Below are 21700 nucleotides of genomic sequence, written 5' to 3'. Positions count from 1 at the left end.
ATCATGCAAGACATTGAATACACAGAAGAACAAGTGATGATTCGCGACATGGCGCGCGACTTTGCGCGGGGTGAAATCGCCCCGTATGCCCATGCCTGGGAAAAAGCCGGTTGGATCGACGACAACCTGGTCGCCAAGATGGGCGAACTGGGCCTGTTGGGCATGGTGGTCCCGGAAGAATGGGGCGGCACCTACGTCGACTACGTGGCCTATGCCTTGGCAGTCGAAGAGATTTCCGCCGGCGATGGCGCCACCGGCGCGCTGATGAGTATCCACAATTCAGTAGGTTGCGGGCCGATCCTCAACTACGGCACAACTGCGCAGAAGGAAACCTGGCTGGCCCAGCTTGCCAGTGGCCAGGCGATTGGTTGCTTCTGCCTGACCGAACCCCAGGCCGGTTCCGAAGCCCATAACCTGCGCACCCGCGCTGAGCTGCGTGAAGGCCAGTGGGTGATCAACGGCGCCAAGCAATTCGTCAGCAACGGCAAACGCGCCAAGCTGGCCATCGTCTTTGCCGTGACCGACCCGAGCCTGGGCAAGAAAGGCATCTCCGCCTTCCTGGTGCCCACCGACACCCAGGGTTTTGTGGTGGACCGTACCGAACACAAGATGGGTATTCGTGCGTCTGACACCTGCGCGGTGACCCTCAACCAGTGCACGATCCCGGAAGCCAACCTGCTGGGCGAACGCGGTAAAGGCCTGGCGATAGCGCTGTCGAATCTGGAAGGTGGACGCATCGGTATCGCCGCCCAGGCCCTGGGTATCGCCCGCGCGGCGTTTGAAGCGGCGCTGGCCTACGCCCGAGACCGGGTGCAGTTCGACAAGCCGATCATTGAACATCAGAGCGTGGCCAACCTGCTGGCGGACATGCAAACCCGCCTCAACGCCGCCCGCCTGCTGATCCTGCACGCCGCCCGCCTGCGCAGTGCCGGCAAGCCGTGCCTGTCGGAAGCGTCACAAGCCAAGCTGTTTGCCTCGGAAATGGCGGAGAAGGTCTGCTCGTCAGCCATGCAGATACATGGCGGGTACGGTTACCTGGAGGATTACCCTGTGGAGCGTTACTACCGGGATGCGCGGATCACGCAGATTTACGAAGGGACCAGCGAGATTCAGCGGATGGTGATTGCCAGGGAGCTCAAGCACTACCAGCTCTGACCGACTCACGCACCCTCACCGGCATAGGTATCTACATAACTTCCCGTGGATGCTGAATCTATGGCAACTGGGCTGTTGTGGTGAGCGGGCTTGTCCCGCGCTGGGCTGCGAAGCAGCCCCATCAAAGCCACCGCATTTTTTCAGAAAAACCAAGTTGCCTGGTTTTGGGGCTGCTGCGCAGCCCAGCGCGGGACAAGCCCGCTCACCACAGAGTTATGTATAAGCCTTTGAGAGTCCTCTGCTCTCACCGGGCGAGCAGCTGTCGAGCGCAAGCGAGGCTGCGTTGGCGCCCCGCAGATCGCAGGGTGTCAATACGTCCGCCCCCACACGCTTATTTGTCTTTGAACTCCGGCGCACGCTTGGCCACAAACGCCGCCATGCCTTCCTTTTGATCCAGCGTCGCGAAGGCCGCATGGAACACCCGACGCTCAAAGCGCACGCCTTCGGACAGGCTCACTTCAAACGCACGGTTGACGCTTTCCTTGACCATCATGCTGATCGGCACTGACTTGCCGGCGATTAGGGTGGCGACTTTCAGGGCTTCATCCAACAGCTCATCGGCCGGCACGATGCGTGCAACAATGCCGCAACGTTCTGCTTCCACCGCATCGATAAAGCGCCCGGTCAGGCACATTTCCATAGCCTTGGCCTTGCCCACGGCCCGGGTCAGGCGTTGGGTGCCGCCCATGCCCGGCAGGACGCCGAGGTTGATTTCCGGCTGACCGAACTTGGCGCCGTCGCCCGCCAGGATGAAGTCACACATCAGCGCCAGTTCGCAACCGCCGCCCAAGGCAAAGCCGTTCACGGCGGCAATGATCGGTTTGCGGCGGTTGGCCACGCGGTCGCTGTCGCTGAACAGGTCATCGAGGTAGATCTGCGGGTAGGTCAGCTCGGCCATTTCCTTGATGTCGGCGCCGGCCGCAAAGGCTTTCTTGGAACCGGTCAGCACGATGCAGCCGATTTGCGGATCGGCTTCCAGGCCATCCAACGCCTGGTTCAACTCACTGACCAGTTGCGCATTCAGCGCGTTCAGGGCTTGCGGACGGTTCAAGGTAATCAGTCCGACGCGGCCCTGGACGTCGAGCAAAATGGTTTCGTAACTCATGTATCGGCTCCTTAGAGATTGCGTGAGATGACCATGCGTTGGATATCGCTGGTGCCTTCGTAAATCTGGCAGACCCGCACATCGCGGTAGATCCGCTCCAGGGGAAAGTCGCTCAGGTAACCGTAACCGCCCAGGGTTTGCAAGGCAGCCGAACAGACTTTCTCGGCCATTTCCGAGGCGAACAGCTTGGCCATGGACGCTTCCACCAGCGCTGGCTTGCCGCTGTCGCGCAGGGCGGCGGCGTAATGCACCATTTGCCGGGCCACGGCAATTTGCGTGGCCATGTCGGCCAGGCGGAAGGCAACGGCCTGGTGTTCGATCAGTGGCTTGCCGAAACTTTCGCGCTCGCGGGCGTAGTCCCGGGCCGCTTCAAATGCGGCGCGGGCCATGCCCACCGATTGCGAGGCGATGCCCACGCGGCCGCCTTCAAGGTTGGCCAGGGCGATCTTGTAGCCTTCGCCCTCCTCGCCCAAACGGTTGGCCACCGGAACCTTCAGGTCTTCAAACAGGATCTGGCAGGTGTCCGACGCATGCTGCCCCAGCTTGTCCTCGACCCGCGCCACGCTGTAGCCCGGCGAATCGGTGGGCACGATGAACGCGCTGATCCCGCGTTTGCCCGCTGCGGGGTCAGTGACGGCAAACACAATCACCACCCCGGCGTTTTGCCCGGAGGTGATGAACTGTTTACAGCCATTCAACACGTAGTGATCGCCGTCCAGGCGGGCGCGGGTTTTCAGGCTGCTGGCGTCAGAGCCGGCCTGGGGTTCGGTCAGGGCAAAGGCTCCCAGCATGGCGCCGCTGGCCAGCGGCGTGAGGAACTGGGCTTTTTGCTGGTCGTTGCCGAACTTGAGGATCGGCACGCAACCCACCGAGTTATGCACGCTCATGATGGTGGAACAGGCACCGTCACCGGCGGCGATTTCTTCCAGCGCCATGGCGTAGGCCAGGTAGCCAGTGTCGCAACCGCCCCACTGTTCCGGCACCAGCATGCCGAAAAAGCCCAGTTCGGCCATTTCGCCGATGGCCTCCTTGGGAAAACGGTGCTCGCGGTCCCACTCGGCGGCGAAGGGTTTGAGGCGTTCCTGGGCAAATTGCCGGGCCGCGTCGCTGATTTGCAGTTGTTCGTCATTGGGCAGCATGGGGGGCAGTCCTTAATACAGGCATTCAACGGCCATGGCCGTGGCTTCACCACCGCCGATACAGATTGCGGCAACGCCTCGCTTGAGGCCCTTTTGGCGCAGGGCCGAGAGCAAGGTCACCAGGATGCGCGCGCCGGAGGCGCCGATCGGATGGCCCAGCGCGCACGCGCCACCGTGGATATTGACCTTGGCGTGGGGGATTTGCAGCTTGCTCATGGTCACCAGGCTCACCACCGCGAAGGCTTCGTTGATCTCGAACAGATCCACGTCATCCAGGCTCCAGCCGGTCTTGCTCATCAGCTTGCGAATCGCGCCCACCGGCGCTACCGGAAACAGCCCCGGCTCATCGGCGAAGGCGGCATGCCCGTGGATGATCGCCAACGGCTTGAGCCCACGCTGGTGCGCTTGGGACTCGCGCATCAGTAACAGCGCCGCGGCGCCGTCGGAAATCGAGCTGGAGTTCGCCGCTGTCACCGTGCCGCCTTCACGGAAGGCGGGTTTGAGGCTGGCGATCTTGTCCAGCCTGGCCTTGGGCGGTTGTTCGTCGTGCAGGATGGTTTTTTGTTCTTTGCCGACAGTGACCTGCACCGGCACGATCTCGGCCGCGAAGTTGCCGTGGGTGATCGCTTCCTGGGCGCGGGCCAGCGACGCAATGGCGAAAGCGTCCTGCGCTTCGCGGGTAAAGCCGTTATGCAGCGCGCAATCTTCGGCGAAGGTGCCCATCAGGCGGCCCTTGTCGTAGGCGTCTTCCAGGCCATCGAGAAACATATGGTCCAGGACGCGGCCGTGGCCCATGCGGTAGCCGCTGCGGGCGCGGTCGAGCAGATACGGCGCGTTCGACATGCTCTCCATACCGCCGGCAATCACCACATCGACGCTGCCGGCCAGCAGTGAATCATGGGCCAGGATCGTCGCTTCCATGCCCGAGCCGCACATCTTGTTAAGGGTGGTGCAGCGGGTGGACTTATCCAACCCGGCGCCCAACGCCGCTTGCCGCGCCGGCGCCTGGCCCAGGCCAGCGGGGAGTACGCAGCCAAACAGCACTTCATCCACGGCGTCGGTGGCGATACCGGCACGCTCGACCGCCGCACGAATCGCGGCCGCGCCGAGCTGAGGTGCGGTCAAGCCCTTGAGGTCGCCCTGGAACCCGCCCATGGGCGTGCGTACGGCGCTGACAATCACGATGGGATCAGTCATGAAGCACTCCTTACTTGGCAGCCATGCGCAAGGCACCGTCGAGGCGGATCACCTCGCCATTGAGCATGCTGTTTTCAATGATGTGCCGCACCAGTGCGGCGTATTCGGCAGGCTTGCCCAGGCGTGGCGGAAATGGCACGCCGGCGGCAAGGGAGTCGCGTACTTCGGGGGTCATGCCGGCCATCATCGGGGTTTCGAAGATGCCGGGGGCGATGGTCATTACGCGAATGCCGAAACGCGCCAACTCACGTGCGGCGGGCAGTGTGAGGCTGGCGATTGCGCCCTTGGACGCCGCATACGCGGCTTGACCGATTTGCCCGTCAAACGCAGCGACGGAAGCGGTGTTGATGATGACGCCGCGTTCACCGTCGGCATTCGCTTCGGTCTCGGCAATGGCGGCGGCGGCCAGGCGCAACAGGTTGAAGCTGCCGATCAGGTTGACGTTGATCACCTGGGCGAAGCTCGCCAGACCGTGAGGGCCGTTCTTGCCGAGGATTTTTTCGCCGCGCACCACACCAGCGCAGTTGACCAGCCCGTGCAAACCGCCAAACGCCGCGACGGTGGCCTGCACGGCTGCTTCGGCAGCCGCTTCCTGGCTGATATCGGCCACGCTGCTGCGAGCGTTATCACCCAACTGCAGGGCCTTGGCCGCCACGGCCTCGGCGTTCAGGTCCACCAGCATCACCTTGGCGCCAGCGGCGACGAGCATCTCAGCGGTGGCCGCGCCAAGGCCTGAGGCGCCGCCGCTGACCAGAAAAACCTTGTTTTCAATCTGCATCATTGTTTCCTTGAACGATGGACCAAGTAGCGAGCGTATTGACCAAATAGTCCCTTGCGCGCTGCACAGCGGCAATGGTCAAAGCCTTCAACATGGCTGACTGGTTTGGCCAAGAGTGCATTGATCATAGACCGCACCATTCAGGCCGTTGGCCCAAGCGATTGGACGCCCTCCCCGCCAGCTTCTAACTTGATGGCCTGCGCCACCCAACTGACCTGAAGCCGGTTTGACACCTGCCCTGGTCTGACCGAAGCTGACGGCCTTTGTAATAGCTGCTCAAGCTTTCGGACGCCTGCATGCCAAAGTCACGCCGTTACGCCATCGTCGGCCTGTGCGCCCTGTTGTTCATTGTGCTGATCACTTGGTATTTCTCGCGCTCCGCCCCAGTGGCGGTGGCGCCTGCCATTGCCCATGGTTATTCCAAGGCCCTGAAGCAGGCGCGTAACGGCGAACCGGGCGCCGCCCGCGTGCTGTATCAGCAATTGGGCCGCCCGGACCTGACTGATGAGCGCCGCGCTGCGCTGCATGCCGAACTGCACAACTACCCGAGCCCCCAGGCCCTGAAGCTGGCGGATAAGGACCTGGGCAATGACTCGCCCGTGGTCCGCGAAGCGGCGATCCACAGCATTGTCGGCCTGGTTCCCACAGGCCAGCGCACCCTGTTGCTCGGCCCGGCGCTGGATGACCCCGAACAAAGCGTGCGCTTTGCCGCCGCCAATGCCTTGCTCGGCCTGTCGCCGGACACCCTTGGCCTGTACTTCGGGCCGTTGCAACAGGTACTGGATGAATTCGTAAAGCACCTCAAGACTCAGCCCGAAACCGCCGAGGGCTGGATTCAGCTGGCACGCCTGTACATCCACAGCGCCCTGCTGCCTGAGGCGCAACATGCCCTGGAGCAGGCGATGCGTTTGCAGCCGGACAACCTGCAAGCCGTGGTTGCGCAGATCGAGCTGTTGGATAAACAAGGCAAGACTGACGAATCCCGCCAATTACTGGCCCGACAGTTGGCGGCGCACCCCGAATCCGCCTACCTGCAACACGCCCTCGGCATGTGGCTGCTGCACCACGGCGAGCGGCCTTATGCGCTGCTCGGCCTGTCCAAGGCAGTGGAGCTGGAGCCGGACAATCAGGATTACCGCTACGACCTGGCCACCACCCTGCACGACCAGCAGGAACTGGAAGCAGCGCAACGCCAATTGGAGGAAATCGTCCAGCGTCACCCTTCCAATCGCAAGGCGCGAGTGTTGCTGGTCAACTACTGGAAAGAGAGCGGGCAGTTGCAGAATGTCCAGGTGCTGTTGGCTCAGCTTGAGCAACAAAACCCGGATGATCCAGCGTTGCAACAAGGTCTGTAGAGCCGTCCTGAGCTTACAAATTGAAGCAAATGTGGAACGGTTGCAAAGTGCCACGGTCAAGTAAACATGGCGTGTCGCAACGGACATGCCCTTCTACTTGTACGTGACCCGAGGGCACTTCTTGTCTACATCCAAAGAGCTGTTCACTGAAAAGGCGGCCATCGGCATCGAAGGTCTTGATGACATTCTTTCCGGAGGTCTATCGCGCAGCCACTTGTTCCTGCTGGAAGGCGAACCCGGCACTGGTAAAACTACCGTGGCGCTGCATTTCCTCCAGGCCGGGGCGAAAAACGGCGAGCGATCCTTGTACATCACCTTGTCGGAGACGGAGCACGAACTGCGCCAGGGCGCCAAGTCCCACGGCTGGGACCTGGACGACAACATCCATATCTTCGAGCTGACCCCACCGGAAAGCCTGCTCAATGCAGAGCACCAGCAGAGCCTGCTGTATTCCTCTGACCTTGAACTGGGCGAAGCCACTCGGCAGATTTTCGAGGTGGTGGAGCGGGTCAAGCCCACCCGTGTGGTCGTCGACAGCCTCTCCGAGATCCGCCTGCTGGCGCAGAGCTCTTTGCGTTACCGCCGGCAGATCCTCGCGATCAAGCACTACTTCGTACGTTACGACGCCACCGTATTACTGCTGGACGACCTGACCACCGAATCCCTGGATAAAACCGTGCACAGCGTGGCCCACGGCGTGATCCGCCTGGAAGAATTGACGCCAAACTACGGCGCCGAACGCCGCCGAGTGCGGGTAGTGAAATACCGTGGTCAGAAGTATCGCGGCGGTTTCCACGACTTCACCATCATGCAGGACGGCGTGCACGTGTTCCCTCGCCTGGTGGCGGCCGAACACCGCGGTGGCTACAACCGCCAGACGCTCACCAGTGGCATCAGCGAGATGGACTCATTGTTGGGTGGTGGCATCGAAACCGGCTCCAGCAGCCTGATCCTCGGCCCAGCCGGTACTGGTAAATCGCTGATCTCGATGATCTTTGCCGCCGCCGCCGTGTCACGGGGCGAGAAGGCTGCGCTGTTTATTTTCGACGAAGAGCTGGGGCTGCTGTTCGAGCGCATGAAAAACATGGGCATCGACCTCGAAGCGCTGCAGGCCACCGGCAACCTGATGATCGAACAAGTGGACGCTGCCGAGCTGTCCCCCGGCGAGTTCTCCCACCGGGTGCGCCGCGCCGTCGACGAAGCAGGCATCAAGACCGTGGTGATCGACAGCATCAACGGGTACCAGGCAGCAATGCCGGAGGAAAACGCGCTGATCCTGCACATGCACGAACTGCTGCTGTACCTCAACCGTAGAGGCGCGGCCACCTTCATGACCGTCGCCCAACACGGGCTGGTCGGCGATATGCAAGCGCCGGTCGACATCACCTACCTGGCCGACACGGTGATTCTGCTGCGTTACTTCGAAGCCCTGGGCAAAGTCCGCCGCGCAATTTCGATCATCAAGAAGCGTACCGGCGCCCACGAATCAACCATTCGTGAATACCGCATCGGCAGCCGTGGCCTTACCGTTGGCGAGCCTCTGGACAACTTCCAGGGCGTACTGCGCGGCATCCCGACCTACATGGGTGCCGGCTCCCCTCTGCTCAAGGATGAGGGATAGTGCCCACTCTACCTGGCGTCTCCGAGCGCGCGATTATCCTGGCGCCCGTAGGGCGCGATAGCTCGCTGGCGCTGATGATGCTCAACGAGGCCGGTTACACCGGCATCGTCGCGACCCACCTGCCAATGCTGTGCGACGCGCTGGAACAGGGTGCAGGCCTGCTGATCATCGCCGCCGAAGCATTGCGCGGTGTCGACCTTGAGCCCCTGCTGGAGTACTTGCACCAGCAGCCGGCCTGGTCGGACATGCCCATCGTGCTGATGACCCACCATGGCGGCAGCGAGCAGAATGGCTCCTCCCAGTTCAGCGGCTTGCTCGGCAACGTCACCTTCCTGGAGCGGCCCTTCCACCCCGTGACGCTGATCAGCCTGGTCAGCACTGCCCTGCGCGGCCGTCGCCGGCAGTATGAGGCGCGTGACCGCCTGATCGACTTGAGCAAAAGCGAGCTGCGCCTGCAACGCACCCTGGAAACCCTCGAACAGCAAGTCGAGGAGCGCACGGCCCAACTGCGTCACAACGAAGAGGCCCTGCGCCAATCACAGAAAATGGAAGCCGTCGGCCAATTGACCGGCGGCATCGCCCATGACTTCAACAATATGCTCACCGGGATCATCGGCAGCCTGGAGCTGCTGCGAAGGCGCGTGTCCCGTGGCAAATTGGACGACCTCGACAGCCTGATCGACCTGGGCGTCACCTCGGCCAACCGCGCAGCCGGGTTGACCCACCGGTTGCTGGCGTTTTCCCGCCGCCAGTCGCTGGATTCCAAGCCGGTCAATATCAACGAGCTGGTCAGCTCAATGGGCGAACTGCTGCAACGCAGCATCAATGAAAGCATCACCCTTGAGATGCACCTCACGGACCAGCTGTGGACGGCCGAAGCCGACCCCAATCAACTGGAAAGCGCCCTGCTCAACCTGGTACTCAACGCCCGCGATGCCATGCCCAATGGCGGCAAATTGGTGGTGGAAACCACCAATCGGCATCTGGACAGCGTGTTTACCGCCGCCTTTGGCACCCTGCCCCCAGGCGACTACGTTGAGTTGAGCATCAGCGATAACGGCTGCGGCATTCCCGAAAGCGTGATTGGCCGTGTGTTCGACCCGTTCTTTACCACCAAGCCGATCGGCCAGGGCACGGGCCTTGGTTTGTCGATGATCTACGGGTTCGCCCGTCAGTCCCGCGGCCACGTGACCCTGCACAGCGAAGTGGGCCTGGGGACGACCGTCAGCTTGTTCCTGCCGCGTTTTCTGGGTGAAACCGTGCTGGCGGCCCCGCTCAACCCTGCGCTGCTGCCATTGGCCAATTCGGGGGAGACCGTGCTGATCGTCGAAGACGACCCCGCCGTACGCGTGCTGGTCTGCGCAGTACTCAAGGAGTTGGGTTATGGCTTTGTTGAGGCCGGGGATGCCAATACGGCATTACCGATCATTGAATCGGACCAACGCATCGATCTTCTGATCAGTGACGTCGGCCTGCCAGGTATGAATGGCCGGCAGATGGCCGAAATCGGCCGGCAGCTTCGACCGGATCTCAAGGTGTTGTTCATCACGGGGTATGCTGAACATGCGGCGGTACGCGGCGGGTTCCTGGACCCTGGCATGCAGTTGATCACCAAGCCGTTCACGTTCGATCTATTGACGGCGAAGGTCAGGGAGATGATTCGAGCATAACCCCTCCCAACATAATGGGGGGGGCGCAAGTTATGCAGGGTAACTTGTTAGTGGCTCTTCTAATGCTTTGTAACACTTCAAACATACGCACAGGGACCTTAACTACATCTCTCGCCACAGAACAAGTTGCCGTCTATCTAATCAGACGACTCACTTACATTCGTCGAGAGTTTTCATGACAACCCTGCCGATTATTCAAAGCACGTCCTTGCCCACACCGCGCCCGAAGCATACGGGTGAAACCATTTCCAGACGCGATGTAATGGCGAGCACGGACGGTGACGGCTCGACACATGCCTTTAATTGGGCGAGCACTAACAGCACTGAAGAGGCTGACAAACGGCTGGCCCAGCTTTATCGTACAGTTTTATTGCGCTACGCAAATAGTGAGTCCGGCATTGAACCCTTTAACGAGGTGATTCGCGATATCCCGGAACACTCAGCATTCGGCAAGTGGCGATCTTTAATAGGAAAAATATTAAATACTCCTGATGTCATCCAGTGGGCCGCAAAAAACAAAGTCGACCTCTCGAACAAGATAACCATTTCTCCAGAAGATAAATGCATTATCGCCATGGTCTCAGGGAAGGCGGTTCACTTCCCTTTTGCCAACTTTCAAGCCTTCCCGCTTCTCCTGAAGGTCGCTGAAGCCTTAAGTCCCACGTCCGACACCACCTACAATCCAAAATCCGCGTCTTTGAGCGATATCGCGAAATTTTATGGCATCACGGTGCCTCAACAGGACGCGACCAACACCCTTAAAGACAGAGTTCGGACGCAGGCGGCCAACTTGGAGGACGGCACTGCCTTCAGCGGCTTCAGTCAAAGTGGCTCACGTTCTGACGCCGAACTTAAGTTAAACCTGAATCAACTCGCCGACCTGAATAATAAACAGGAAGTGACTCGGCTCTTGAACACATTCCCGAAAGACGGCTCGCAAGCACTGGGCGACTTTCTGGAAACGACAACTTTCAGCAGACATTCAGCATCGGAGCATGGTCAGGTCGAATCAACGAGCTCAGCGAGGACTGTGAGCCTTAAACACTACATCAGCGATCAGAACTGGCAATTACCCAGCACTGCTGAAGAGCTGGAAGACCTGTTGATCGCGCTGTCGACTCCTAAGCCAAGCTCACCCTCGCACGGCGATTTTGGCGGTGCCTTGAGCTGGCCGACGCCTCTAGACAGTGATGCAGCGCGCAATCCCTACATCGTTGTGCTAGGCCGCGTAAAGCCAGGGCCCGGTGGGCTGTTGGGTTATTTGAGCGGCAATCGACGCTGGGAGCCCAGTCAATTGCGTAATCCACGACTCATCATTGGGCAGATACTCGGTTCCTCTAAAGCGAAAGAACTGGGTGAAGGGTTACAGATAACCTGTCGGGGAGCATCGACGCCTACCAGTGCCAACGATTACCTGTTGGCTGCTATCCATGCAGCCTTTGAACTAAAACTTGTACCCTCAAGAACGTCAGTGGCGGGTTTCGAGCTAGCCCAACCAGGCAACTCGGGCCTTACGGCCTCCGCTATCGTTCAACGACTTGCGGACCATTTGCTCGGGGCAACCAGTGGCACCGGCCATTCGAGAGTCACGCGCGAAATGGCCCCGGTCGCTGCGTACCTGCTTCTGTCAAAGCGGGCGCCGGAGTTTTTGATCAAGGACATTCCCGATAGCGTAACGTACGGCTCACAGGCGTGGCTGACGTTAAGCACTGCCGTGGGGCGCATAGAGGCTGAAACGCCTGGCGCCACTTCTATGATGAGCTACGCGGATATCTTGCGTCGGGGCGATATTGTCCCCCTTACCACTGAGCAACGACAGATAGAGCAGGCGACTAAGTTTAAGGCACTCATGGACTGGGGGGTTGCCAATAGCCTCATCACGTTAAGCCCTTCAGATGATTACAGCGCGGGTCAAAGGACGTTGGTGCTGGAGGCGTTTCAGAAACAAATGAAGGAGCTCCTTCAGGCGCTGGAGGCCAAACAATCCCCCCTGCCTATGCGCAAGGACGTCGGAGCAGAGCAGCTCTTTGAGGCGCTTGGTTTTAGCGAGAATCGGCCCTATTTTGAGGCACTTATGGGCAAGCTTGGAATTCCCGGGGCAAGCACGGAGCAATATCGCAAGGAGCATGGAGATAAGGCTGATTTTTATGATTTCATCAATACCAAATTCATAGAGCTCGCCATCCCCCATAAAGACTTTCCGGGGCCGTACTCGCTATTGGATTTACATATTTCAAAGCGATTGTTCAACGCACCCTCTGTGAGGCGCGGGAGGGTGGTGCAACAAACCGATAAGAACGAATGGTTCTCAAGTGTGCGCGCCCTGAAGTTCACGGACATTTTCTCCAAGTCTGCTGGTTTTGCTGACGTTTCGACAGAATATTCAAATAAAATAGAATCGCACATCGAGAACTTAAAGGCCGGCACTAGAACAACCGTAAAATACCTTGTTTCTCGCCTTCCGGCAGATGACTTAAAGTTTATTGATCGAGGAGAAATTGACTTTTACCGTGAGGAACTCATCTACGACCCGAACCCGGGCGGCAGGTATTTGTCTCGACGCCAGCCAGTCAACAACAAACCGTTGGTCGCACGCTGCAAAATCGGATCAGAGGTGAGGTTCTATGAAATAAATCCGCAGAAAGGCTATATAGAGAGGCGAAACGATCTGGAAAATAATTTTTTAGTGGGGCATTCCCAAAGAAAAGATGTTGTTTTAGGCGACGACGCAGACCCTATTGAGGTGGCCCACTATTGCAGGCTGTCAAGCAATCTTAGATATACGACAAAAGTAGCTAACTTCCCCCCTTCTCGCGGTCAAAATGCTCATGACACCTATAATTGCGCACGCACTCGCGCCATCGCCAACGTTGTAACGGACAACGTGTATTCCGGTGTTTCAGAGAAACTCAGGGCTTACTCAAAAGGTGCTACGACATTCGAGAGCGAAGTTCCAGAATATGTCCTATACCGCGAGTTCCTGCTGAATTTAATCCCTTTGCGCTCAGCAATTGTGAGTTTTTCAAAAGGCGACTTTGCATCCGGTATAGGTGACCTAACCCTGGATATTCTAGGGTTCGTAACCGCGGGCGCCTCCGTTGCAGCAAAAGTTGCAAAGAATGGAGCAATCGCTGCCAGGGCCCTGTCCCTGGTTAAAATTGTAGGGCGGGCAGCCGTGAGCATGCTCAACCCTTTGGATGGCATTGGCGACCTGGTCAAAGGCGGGGCGAAGCTGGCGGGTACAGGCATCAACAAAGTGACCAAAGGCGTAAGGCGGCTCAGGGGGGCCGCAGCCAGTTATGACCTTACATCAGCCAGCGCGCGTTTTGGTGAGGCCTCGTCAGGCACCTTCAAGTCAAATGGGAAAATCTTGGAATCGGCCGCCGTTACGCAAAACGGAAAATGGTATCGCTATGACTCCATTGCACGGCAACCCTATGGAGCACCTCTGAATGATTTTCTCCCTGCCGTCAGCGCCAATCCCCGTGGGTTGGAGAAATGGAAGACCCTGTCTGCTCCACAGTCAGCGGAATCCATAGCCAACAAGAGAAAATGGCAGCAGTTGCTTGAGGATACAAAAAGTGGGCCGGACAAGGCGGCTTTTGAAAACGGGTACAACACCGGCAGCCCTTCCGATATTGCGGGCTATTCGTCGAAAATGATGTCCGATCAGGTCATATCGCTGGCTATCAACAAAACCACGCTGACGCCACAAGAGCTGGGCACACTTGCTCGACAGAGCGAACGGCTGGCTGTCCAACATGGCTTGAACAGCGCCAGCCGGTTTTCCGAAAACGTCAGTTCCGTCGGCGCGACGCTGATTCCCTGTCCGCAGGTGGTGTACCTCAGCCAGGTCAGTCCCCTTAGCCAAGGCCAGTGCGCAGCGCTTTCACATGCCATGGCTGAAGCCATCAAGGATGGCAAGGAAATGAAGCTGATCGGAAACCTGTTCGAGGCAGCTGCCAATCCGGCGACGCCGGCATCACGCAAATTTGTGGATGCATTGAACGATACCCAAAAGCAAGTCACGAGTCAGACCTTGTTTCACGGAACGGCAAATCCTCGAATAATCTCTTATTTGGATATTGTTCCAGAGTTGACCGACGCGACCAAAACCAAATTCCTGATGCTAAGCACACCCGATCACGCAATTACGGCCGGCGTACGGGTCACTGGCGCCAAGAAAGAATTTTTTCTGTTTGATGCCAACTACGGTCTGGTGCCCTTCCCAGATGCCGATACGATGAAGCGTGGTTTGACCAAAATATTCACCGATAAAAAACTGCCGGTTCAATACGCCACCCATAGCACCAACCCGAACAAACTCGAATTCAAGGTGTCGGTGCAAGACCATTCATGGGCCACCAAAGCAAGCGTCAACAAGCAGTCGGTGACCGACTTGTACGCAGACTCTCTATTTCCCACACCCAAGCCGCGCCCTAACGTTCAGCCTGCGGCACCCGTCGCGGCACCGACAGCCAGCAAACCCGAATCCATGTTCGTCCCCGAGTTCGATTCGGCAACGGTCCGAGACACCAGTACGCTGCTCAACACCCGCGGTATCAGTGACTGTTCGGCGATCGTGATCCTTTCGGATCTCAAGGAAGGCATCTACCAGAAACGGACCCTGATGCACCTGCGCGGCAGCGCGCTGAACGATCTGCAAGCCAACGCATTGAAAGACGCACAAACTGCGTTTGGAGACGGCGGCGCCAAACTCATCCTCGTTGGCGGCGACAACACTAGAAGCGCCTATGGGCTCTCATCGGTACTCAGTCAGGAGCACAAGGGCCAAACGTTGCTGCGGGACCTTGCGACCCGGCATCCGGACTCGATCTCCATCACTACTGCCAGTGGCATTGATGTGCACCCTGACGGGACATTCAAGCTGATTGAGGGCAACCATCCGGTGAAGCAATTTACTGCAGGCGAGAAGCGTGAGGTATTTGATTTGATCGACTGAAGCTGGTCTTGCCGGCCCGAGATATCTCTGCGCCGGCCCTTTCGTTTCAGGCCAGCAGGCGTTGGATATGTTCCTGCAGCGTATCCAGATCAAACGGCTTGGCCAGGATCGGTGCATTGCGCGTGATCGGGCTGTTGCAATCGAGGATTTCCTGCGGGTAACCGCTGATAAAGATGACCTTCAATTCCGGCCGCAACTGGATCGCAGGTTCCGCAATCTGCACACCGGATATTCCACCCGGCAGCCGATAGTCGGTGACCATCAGGTCCAGGTGCGGTTTGGTCGCCAGAATCTCAAACGCTTCCTTGCCGTTGATCGCCTTCAACACCCGATAGCCGAGGCCTGCCAGGTATTCGCCCAGCACAAACATAATGGATTCGTCGTCTTCGACAATCAGTACGACATCTTGTGCATCTTCACTCATGGGAAGCCTTTGTCCGGTCAGTTGCTGCATGTACGACCATAGGGTCACGCAGAAGGTTGCGTCGAAGTGACGATTGATTTCACGCCGACGTATCGAGGGGCAGGCACACCCGAAACAGCGCGCCCTCGCCTATCTGGCTTTCGACCTCGATGGTGCCACCATGGGCCGCAACGATCTGCTCGGAAATAAACAGTCCAAGGCCAAGACCCGCTGCTACCTGACTGGCGGACACGCGCTCGAACTGCTGGAAGATACGCTTCTGGTTCTCTTCGCTGATGCCGATACCGTGATCACGCACCTCTACCCGTGCTTCGCCGTGCTCACTGTACACCCGCACTTCAACCGGGCTCTTGGCCCCGTAGCGCAGGGCGTTGGTCAGCAGGTTGGTGACCACCTGTTCAATGCGGAACTCGTCCCAGCTGCCTTCGACGGGCTCGTCTGCAACCAATTGCATCGACGAATCGGCGGCCGCCACTTGCGGCGCAAAGTTTTCCACCAGGTTGCTGACCAGTTGTGCGAGGTCAAACCGCGCCGGGCGTATCGATAACTTGCCGGTACGGATACGCGACACGTCGAGCATGTCTTCGATCAAGCGAATCAGGCTTTTGATCTGTCGCTCATCGCGGTCGACCATCGCGTGCATCTTGTCCAGGGTGAAGGCGGCGGCGTTGTCCCGGGCCAGGTGCATCTTGCGCAGTTGGGTTTCCAGGATCAGCCCGTTGAGGGGCGTACGCACTTCGTGAGCGACGATTGACATGAAGTCGTCACGCATGCGCACGGCCTGCTCCAGCTCGGCTTGGGTGGCCTGCAGGCGGTTCAGCAGCAACTCCTGCTCGCGGCGGCTGCGCTCCAGGGCTTCGACCTGTTGCTTCATGGCCTTGCTCTGGCGATAGAGGTCGACAAACACATTGACCTTGCTTTTCACCGCGTGGATATCCAACGGTTTGTGCAGGAAATCCACGGCGCCGCTTTCGTAGCCCTTGAAGGCGTAGTTGAGTTCGCGGCCAGCAGCGCTGACGAACACAATCGGGATGTTCTTGGTTTTTTCGGTGCCGCGCATCAGCTCGGCCAGTTCGAAACCGTTCATGCCGGGCATCTGCACGTCGAGAATCGCCATGGCGAATTCGTGCTCCAGCAACAGGGACAAGGCTTCATCGGCGCTCAATGCCTTGAAGACCTGGCGATCCTCACGCTTGATCAGCGCTTCGAGGGCCAGCAGGTTCTCCGGCAGATCGTCGACGATCAGCAGTTTGGCCTGGACAGTACTTAACATGGGGAAGATTCCAGCAAAGCCAGTAACGAGCCGATTTGGCTCAGCGTAAGAATATGGTCGGGGGTATGCAGGGCCAGGGCCGCACGGGGCATTACGGAGATGCGCGCCTCGGCCGGGTCTTGCACGACGGTGATGCCACCGGAGCGCTTGACGTGGGCCAGACCACGCGCGCCGTCCTGGTTGGCGCCGGTCAGCAGAATCGCCAGCAGATTTTTGCCGTAGGCATCGGCGGCCGACGCGAACAGGTAATCGATGGCGGGTCGGGAATGATGCACGCGGTCCTCCTGGCTCAGGGACAGGCTGTAATCAAGCTCCACCGAGAGGTGATAACCAGGGCCAGCGAAATAGAGAGCGCCTGCCTTGATCTGCTCTTTGTCACGCGCCTCATGCACCGGGATACGCAGGCGTCGGGCAAACACTTCGGCCAACTGGCTGCGACGCTCATCCGGCAGGTGCAGCACCGCAATGATGGGCAAGCCAAAGCCCTCAGGCAGCTCGCCAAAAATACTCAGCAATGCCTCCACACCGCCGGCAGACGCGCCGACGACAATGGCTTCAATCCCGCGAATCGGGCTGGCTGGCGCTTCGTTCATGATTTGCGGTAGATCCGTTCCTGCTTGACCAAGGGTTCGAATTGCTTGCTGTAGGCCGAAAAATCCAGGGTTTCCTTGCTGCCCAGCACCAGAAAGCCGCGATGGCACAGCGACTCGTGAAACAATCCAAACGCCCTGTCCTGCAGCTTTTTATTGAAATAAATCAGTACGTTACGGCACGAAATTAATTGAGTTTCTGAGAATACACTATCGGTCGCCAAGCTGTGATCGGCAAAGGTCACGTTCTCGCGTAGCGTCTTGTCGAAGATGGCGTAATCGTAAGCCGCCGTGTAGTAGTCGGCAAATGAACGTTGCCCACCGGCCTGCTGATAATTGGCGGTGTAGGCGCGCACGTTCTCCAGGGAGAAGATGCCTTGCTTGGCTTTATCGAGCGAGGCCGGGTTGATGTCCGTGGCGTAGATGATCGTGCGTTCCAGCAGGCCCTCTTCGCGCAGCAGGATCGCCATGGAGTAGACCTCCTCCCCCGTGCTGCAACCGGCGATCCAGATCTTGATCGACGGATACGTCTTCAGCAGCGGCACCACTTCCTGGCGGATGGCCAGAAAGTGCGACGGGTCGCGAAACATCTCGCTCACCGGAATCGTCAGGAACTGCAGCAGTTGCATGAACGCCGCCGGATCGTGCAGCACACGCTCCTGCAAGGCCGAGATGGTTGCGCAGTCGAACTGGCGCAGTGCGTGCGCCACGCGGCGTTTGACCGACGCACCGGAGTAGTCGCGAAAGTCATAGCTGTACTTGAGGTAGATCGCCTCAATCAGCAGGCGCAGCTCGATGTCGCTGCTCTTGTCCAAAAAAACGTGCTCCACTTAAATGCGTTCCATCTTCGGTAGCCATACGCGAATCAGTGAGAACAGACGGTCCAGATCGATCGGCTTGGCCAGGTAATCGTTGGAGCCCGCCGCGAGGCAACGCTCCTGATCGTCCTTCATGGCCTTGGCCGTCACCGCGATGATCGGCAGCTTCTTCCAGCGCGGGTCCTGGCGGATCAAGGCGGTGGCCTCGTATCCGTCCATCTCCGGCATCATCACGTCCATCAGCACCAGGTCGATATCGTCGACTTCATTGAGTTTGTCGATGGCTTCGCGGCCGTTACGCCCGATCACCACCACAGCGCCTTTGTGCTCAAGCGCACTGGTGAGGGCGAAAATGTTGCGCACATCGTCGTCCACCAACAGGATTTTGCGCCCCTCGAACACTTTGTCGCGGCTGCGGGCGGTCTTGAGCATCTTCTGACGGTCATGGGACAGCTGGGATTCGACTTTGTGCAGAAAGAGTGTGACTTCGTCCAGCAGGCGCTCCGGCGAGCGTGCGCCCTTGATGATGATCGAGCGCGAGTACTTGCGCAGCTCGGCCTCTTCATCGCGGGTGAGGTTACGCCCGGTGTAGACGATTACCGGTGGGAACGAGCAGATGTCCTCGGTGGCCATGCGCTTGAGCAGCTCATTGCCGAGCATGTCCGGCAGCTTGAGGTCGATGATCATGCAGTCGTAGACGTTGGTGCGCAGCAGGTCCAACGCGGCCTGGGCAAAGCCGACATCGGTGATCTCGATGTCATCGTCGCCGATCAGGCGGGCAATGCTGTCGCGTTGCAGGTCGTCGTCCTCCACCAGGAGGACGCGCTTGACCTTCTGGGTCAGCTTGGCTTCCAGACGTGCAAACACGTCCTTGAGCTCTTCGCGGGTGGTGGGTTTTACCGCATAGCCGATGGCGCCCATGTGCATGGCGGCTTCGACGCGGTCTTCCACGGAGATCACATGCACCGGGATATGACGGGTACTCGCGTGCTCCTTGAGGCGTTGCAGCACGGTCAGCCCGGAATGGTCCGGCAGGCGCATGTCCAGCAGGATCGCGTCGGGAATGTACTCCTCGGCCAGGCTGTAGCCTTCATCTGCCCCGTGGGCAACCAGGCAGTGGTAGCCCAGTTCGTGGGCCAGGTCGAACAGGATCCGGGCGAAGTTGGGCTCGTCTTCCACCACCAGGATGCAGCGGGTGGTGAACGGTGCCTTGTCGCGGTCATCGGCAAAGCGCGGGATCAAGTCAGCATCGGCGACCGGCAGCGGCGACACCTTGATCGGTGTCGGGGCAGGCACTACCACGGCGTGGCGCGGTTGCTCGATCGGCGGCGCGTCGTCGGCACGCTCCAGGTACTGCTCCGGCAATATCAGGGTGAACACGCTGCCCTTGCCGGGTTCACTGGTCACGCTGATGTAGCCACCGAGCAAGGTTGCCAGGTCGCGGGAAATCGACAGGCCCAGGCCGGTGCCGCCGTAACGGCGGTTGGTGGTGCCGTCGGCCTGGCGGAAGGCTTCGAAGATGCTTTCCTGCTGGTCCGGCGCAATACCGATCCCGGAATCGCGCACGGTAAAGGCAATGCCCTCCTCCGATGCGCGGGACACCGACAGGCTGACCTGGCCCTGCTCGGTGAACTTGACCGCGTTGGACAACAGGTTCTTGAGGATCTGCTCCAGGCGCTGGCGGTCGGTAAACAGCATCGCCGGCGCGTCGGCCTGGACCTCCACCTGGAAGCCCAGTTTGCGGTCCGCAGCCAGGGGTTCGAACATCCCGCGCAGACCGTCGACCAGACGCGCCACGCTGGAGTTTTCCGGGCGCACTTCCAGCTTGCCGGCTTCGACCTTGGAAATATCCAGGATGTCGTTGATCAGGTTAAGCAGGTCATTGCCGGCCGAATAGATCGACTCGGCAAACTTGACCTGTTCGGCACTGAGGTTGTCCTGGGGGTTTTCCGCCAGCAACTTGGCCAGGATCAACGAGCTGTTGAGCGGCGTGCGCAGCTCGTGGGACATGTTGGCGAGGAATTCGGACTTGTACTTGCTGGAACGCTGCAACTCTTCGGCGCGATCTTCCAGTTCCACCTGGGCCTGATTGAGTTCGATGTTCTTGCGGTCCATCGCGTCGCGCTGGTCGGCCAGGGTCTGGGTCTGCTCGGCCAATTGTTCGTTGGTCTGTTCCAGCTCTGCCTGTTGGGTCTCCAGGTGGGCCTGGGATTCCTTGAGGATGCGTGACTGCTCCTCCAGCTCTTCGTTGGCGGTCTTGAGTTCTTCCTGCTGCACTTGCAGCTCTTCGTTGAGCTGCTGGGTCTCGGCCAGTACTTCTTGCAGGCGCTGGCGATAACGCGCGGCCTCGATGGAGGTGCCGATGTTGCCGGCGATCAGCTCCAGCAATTCAATGTCGCGGTCATCCAGCGGGCGCAGGAAGCCGAGTTCGATCACGCCGTTGACGCGGTCGTCATCGCTGGTCGGCATCACCAGCACGCTGCGTGTAGGGCCTTCGCCGAGGCCGGAGCTGACTTTGAAGTAATCCACCGGCACATCATCCAGGCGGATCAGACGCTCCAGTTGCGCGGCCTGCCCAACGATACCTTCGTCGCTGTAGATTGATTGCTCCAGTTGCTCCTGCTCGCGGGAGAAGCCATAAGTGGCCACCCGTTTCAGGCCGCCGTGTTCCTCGCGCACATACAGCGCCGCAACGGCCGAGCCCATGTATTGGGCAAAAAACTGCAGGATATTGCGCCCGAGCATGTTCAGGGTCAGTTGGCCCAGCACTTGTTCGGCCAGTTCAGTCTGCCCGTTGCGCAGCCAGGCCTGCTGTTCGAGGCGGCGTGCAATCTTCTGTTGTGACGCGAGGGTTGTGGCGTAGCTCTCTGACAGAGAAAGCAGATTCTTCCTGCCGATATACGCCAGAAAACCACTCAAGCCGAGTACGAACGCCAGGTACAGGGTGACACTGATTATCGTGGTACGTGTGACATCCTCATTGCGGGAAAGACGGAACTGTTGCTCCATCGCCACCGCGTCGTCGTATTCCTTGCGGATCTCATCGGTCAGGCGCTTGCCTCGGCCAGCCTTCACAGCGCTGCGGTAATCACCGCTCTGGCGCTGCATATCAATCATCGACTGGGCGTAATTGTTCCACTCACCCTGCATGGCCTCCAAGCGCTTGAGGCGGTCGACCTGCTGCGGGTTATCCGCCACCAACTCCTGCAAGTTACGCAGGTCGGCAATGATGCGCGGCTTGGCCACTTCGTACGGGTCGAGGAAATGCTCGTCACCGGTGATCAGGAACCCGCGCATGCCGGTTTCCAGGTCAACGGTGAGCTTGGAGGACTCGTTAAGGTTATTGATCACCCGATCGGTGTGCTCCACCCACTTGATCACCGTCAGCAAATAAGTGATCAGGCACACAAAAAACACGGCGCTGAGCACACCCACACCCAGCGGTAATGCCACGTTTCGGCTCAGGAGGGTACGAAAGCTCTTTTCATCGACTGACGACGCGGGAGTCATGGGCATGCCTTGGCCAAGTACGGAAAAACCGGGAGTTTGCCCCAAAGTTGCGGTTGAACGCTATTTTTCTAAGGCCGGGAGTGCGAAGAACTGCTGCCACTT

The 21700-nt window shown here is 59.1% G+C and carries 14 protein-coding genes; 5 read left to right on the top strand and 9 right to left on the bottom strand.

Annotated features, from left to right (window positions below; translation table 11 throughout):
• Window positions 1-3: 3 nt before the first annotated feature.
• On the top strand, window positions 4-1155 hold the full coding sequence (locus NDJ82_RS12860) for an acyl-CoA dehydrogenase family protein (RefSeq protein WP_250925630.1): 1152 nt from the start codon (window positions 4-6) through the stop codon (window positions 1153-1155).
• 331 nt (window positions 1156-1486) lie between these two features.
• Here the strand turns inward: NDJ82_RS12860 and NDJ82_RS12855 are convergent, their stop codons facing one another.
• The 4 genes from NDJ82_RS12855 to NDJ82_RS12840 are packed head-to-tail and all read right to left on the bottom strand — an operon-like array spanning window position 1487 to window position 5374.
• Window positions 1487-2260, bottom strand: a complete 774-nt coding sequence (locus tag NDJ82_RS12855; protein ID WP_017528040.1) for an enoyl-CoA hydratase — start codon at window positions 2258-2260, stop codon at window positions 1487-1489.
• A gap of 11 nt (window positions 2261-2271) precedes the next feature.
• The gene (locus NDJ82_RS12850; RefSeq protein ID WP_099582994.1) at window positions 2272-3399 is read right to left on the bottom strand and encodes an acyl-CoA dehydrogenase; all 1128 of its coding nucleotides are present in this window, start codon (window positions 3397-3399) and stop codon (window positions 2272-2274) included.
• Between the two features lie 12 nt (window positions 3400-3411).
• Window positions 3412-4596 carry an acetyl-CoA C-acyltransferase gene (locus NDJ82_RS12845; protein ID WP_191947824.1) on the bottom strand — a complete coding sequence of 395 codons (1185 nt, stop codon included), beginning with the start codon at window positions 4594-4596 and terminating at the stop codon, window positions 3412-3414.
• A 10-nt stretch (window positions 4597-4606) separates the two neighbouring features.
• On the bottom strand, window positions 4607-5374 hold the full coding sequence (locus NDJ82_RS12840) for an SDR family NAD(P)-dependent oxidoreductase (RefSeq protein WP_099582997.1): 768 nt from the start codon (window positions 5372-5374) through the stop codon (window positions 4607-4609).
• A 296-nt stretch (window positions 5375-5670) separates the two neighbouring features.
• On the opposite strand from NDJ82_RS12840, the gene NDJ82_RS12835 reads away from it, so the two are divergent.
• The 4 genes from NDJ82_RS12835 (at window position 5671) to NDJ82_RS12820 (ending at window position 14983) form a co-directional block, all read left to right on the top strand.
• On the top strand, window positions 5671-6729 hold the full coding sequence (locus NDJ82_RS12835; protein ID WP_250925629.1) for a tetratricopeptide repeat protein: 1059 nt from the start codon (window positions 5671-5673) through the stop codon (window positions 6727-6729).
• Window positions 6730-6850: 121 nt separating this feature from the next.
• Window positions 6851-8350 carry an ATPase domain-containing protein gene (locus tag NDJ82_RS12830; protein ID WP_250925628.1) on the top strand — a complete coding sequence of 500 codons (1500 nt, stop codon included), beginning with the start codon at window positions 6851-6853 and terminating at the stop codon, window positions 8348-8350.
• Window positions 8350-10020, top strand: coding sequence for an ATP-binding protein (locus tag NDJ82_RS12825; RefSeq protein WP_099583000.1), 1671 nt, complete (start codon window positions 8350-8352; stop codon window positions 10018-10020). Before NDJ82_RS12830 ends, NDJ82_RS12825 begins: the two co-directional genes overlap by 1 nt.
• Window positions 10021-10195: 175 nt before the next feature.
• Entirely contained in the window at window positions 10196-14983 is a 4788-nt protein-coding gene (locus tag NDJ82_RS12820) for an Mcf1 protease effector domain-containing protein (protein ID WP_250925627.1), read from the top strand.
• Between the two features lie 46 nt (window positions 14984-15029).
• Here the strand turns inward: NDJ82_RS12820 and NDJ82_RS12815 are convergent, their stop codons facing one another.
• From NDJ82_RS12815 to NDJ82_RS12795, 5 genes are all read right to left on the bottom strand, one after another.
• Window positions 15030-15407: a response regulator gene (locus NDJ82_RS12815; protein WP_112195288.1), complete on the bottom strand. Its 378-nt coding sequence runs from the start codon at window positions 15405-15407 to the stop codon at window positions 15030-15032.
• Between the two features lie 79 nt (window positions 15408-15486).
• Window positions 15487-16680 (bottom strand): hybrid sensor histidine kinase/response regulator, encoded by a 1194-nt coding sequence (locus tag NDJ82_RS12810; RefSeq protein ID WP_099583006.1) that lies wholly within the window; start codon window positions 16678-16680, stop codon window positions 15487-15489.
• Window positions 16674-17273, bottom strand: coding sequence for a chemotaxis protein CheB (locus tag NDJ82_RS12805; protein ID WP_158878252.1), 600 nt, complete (start codon window positions 17271-17273; stop codon window positions 16674-16676). The genes NDJ82_RS12810 and NDJ82_RS12805 overlap by 7 nt, the downstream gene beginning before the upstream one ends.
• Window positions 17270-18100: a CheR family methyltransferase gene (locus NDJ82_RS12800; protein WP_224793894.1), complete on the bottom strand. Its 831-nt coding sequence runs from the start codon at window positions 18098-18100 to the stop codon at window positions 17270-17272. The genes NDJ82_RS12805 and NDJ82_RS12800 overlap by 4 nt, the downstream gene beginning before the upstream one ends.
• The gene (locus NDJ82_RS12795; RefSeq protein WP_191947827.1) at window positions 18101-21598 is read right to left on the bottom strand and encodes a response regulator; all 3498 of its coding nucleotides are present in this window, start codon (window positions 21596-21598) and stop codon (window positions 18101-18103) included.
• Window positions 21599-21700 lie beyond the last annotated feature (102 nt).

Source organism: Pseudomonas sp. SR18 (genome assembly GCF_023701505.1).
In the GTDB taxonomy this organism is placed as follows: Bacteria; Pseudomonadota; Gammaproteobacteria; order Pseudomonadales; family Pseudomonadaceae; genus Aquipseudomonas; species Aquipseudomonas cyclaminis.
Note: the sequence above shows the minus strand (reverse complement) of the source record. Positions and strands in the feature narration are given on the sequence as shown.

What these genes read in the sequence shown, in the direction of transcription:
- NDJ82_RS12835 (WP_250925629.1), top strand. Translation starts at nt 5,671, where the DNA reads ATGCCAAAGTCACGCCGTTACGCCATCGTCGGCCTGTGCGCCCTGTTG.
- NDJ82_RS12795 (WP_191947827.1), bottom strand. Translation starts at nt 21,598, where the DNA reads ATGACTCCCGCGTCGTCAGTCGATGAAAAGAGCTTTCGTACCCTCCTG.
- NDJ82_RS12860 (WP_250925630.1), top strand. Translation starts at nt 4, where the DNA reads ATGCAAGACATTGAATACACAGAAGAACAAGTGATGATTCGCGACATG.
- NDJ82_RS12845 (WP_191947824.1), bottom strand. Translation starts at nt 4,596, where the DNA reads ATGACTGATCCCATCGTGATTGTCAGCGCCGTACGCACGCCCATGGGC.
- NDJ82_RS12810 (WP_099583006.1), bottom strand. Translation starts at nt 16,680, where the DNA reads ATGTTAAGTACTGTCCAGGCCAAACTGCTGATCGTCGACGATCTGCCG.
- NDJ82_RS12815 (WP_112195288.1), bottom strand. Translation starts at nt 15,407, where the DNA reads ATGAGTGAAGATGCACAAGATGTCGTACTGATTGTCGAAGACGACGAA.
- NDJ82_RS12840 (WP_099582997.1), bottom strand. Translation starts at nt 5,374, where the DNA reads ATGCAGATTGAAAACAAGGTTTTTCTGGTCAGCGGCGGCGCCTCAGGC.
- NDJ82_RS12855 (WP_017528040.1), bottom strand. Translation starts at nt 2,260, where the DNA reads ATGAGTTACGAAACCATTTTGCTCGACGTCCAGGGCCGCGTCGGACTG.
- NDJ82_RS12805 (WP_158878252.1), bottom strand. Translation starts at nt 17,273, where the DNA reads ATGAACGAAGCGCCAGCCAGCCCGATTCGCGGGATTGAAGCCATTGTC.
- NDJ82_RS12850 (WP_099582994.1), bottom strand. Translation starts at nt 3,399, where the DNA reads ATGCTGCCCAATGACGAACAACTGCAAATCAGCGACGCGGCCCGGCAA.
- NDJ82_RS12820 (WP_250925627.1), top strand. Translation starts at nt 10,196, where the DNA reads ATGACAACCCTGCCGATTATTCAAAGCACGTCCTTGCCCACACCGCGC.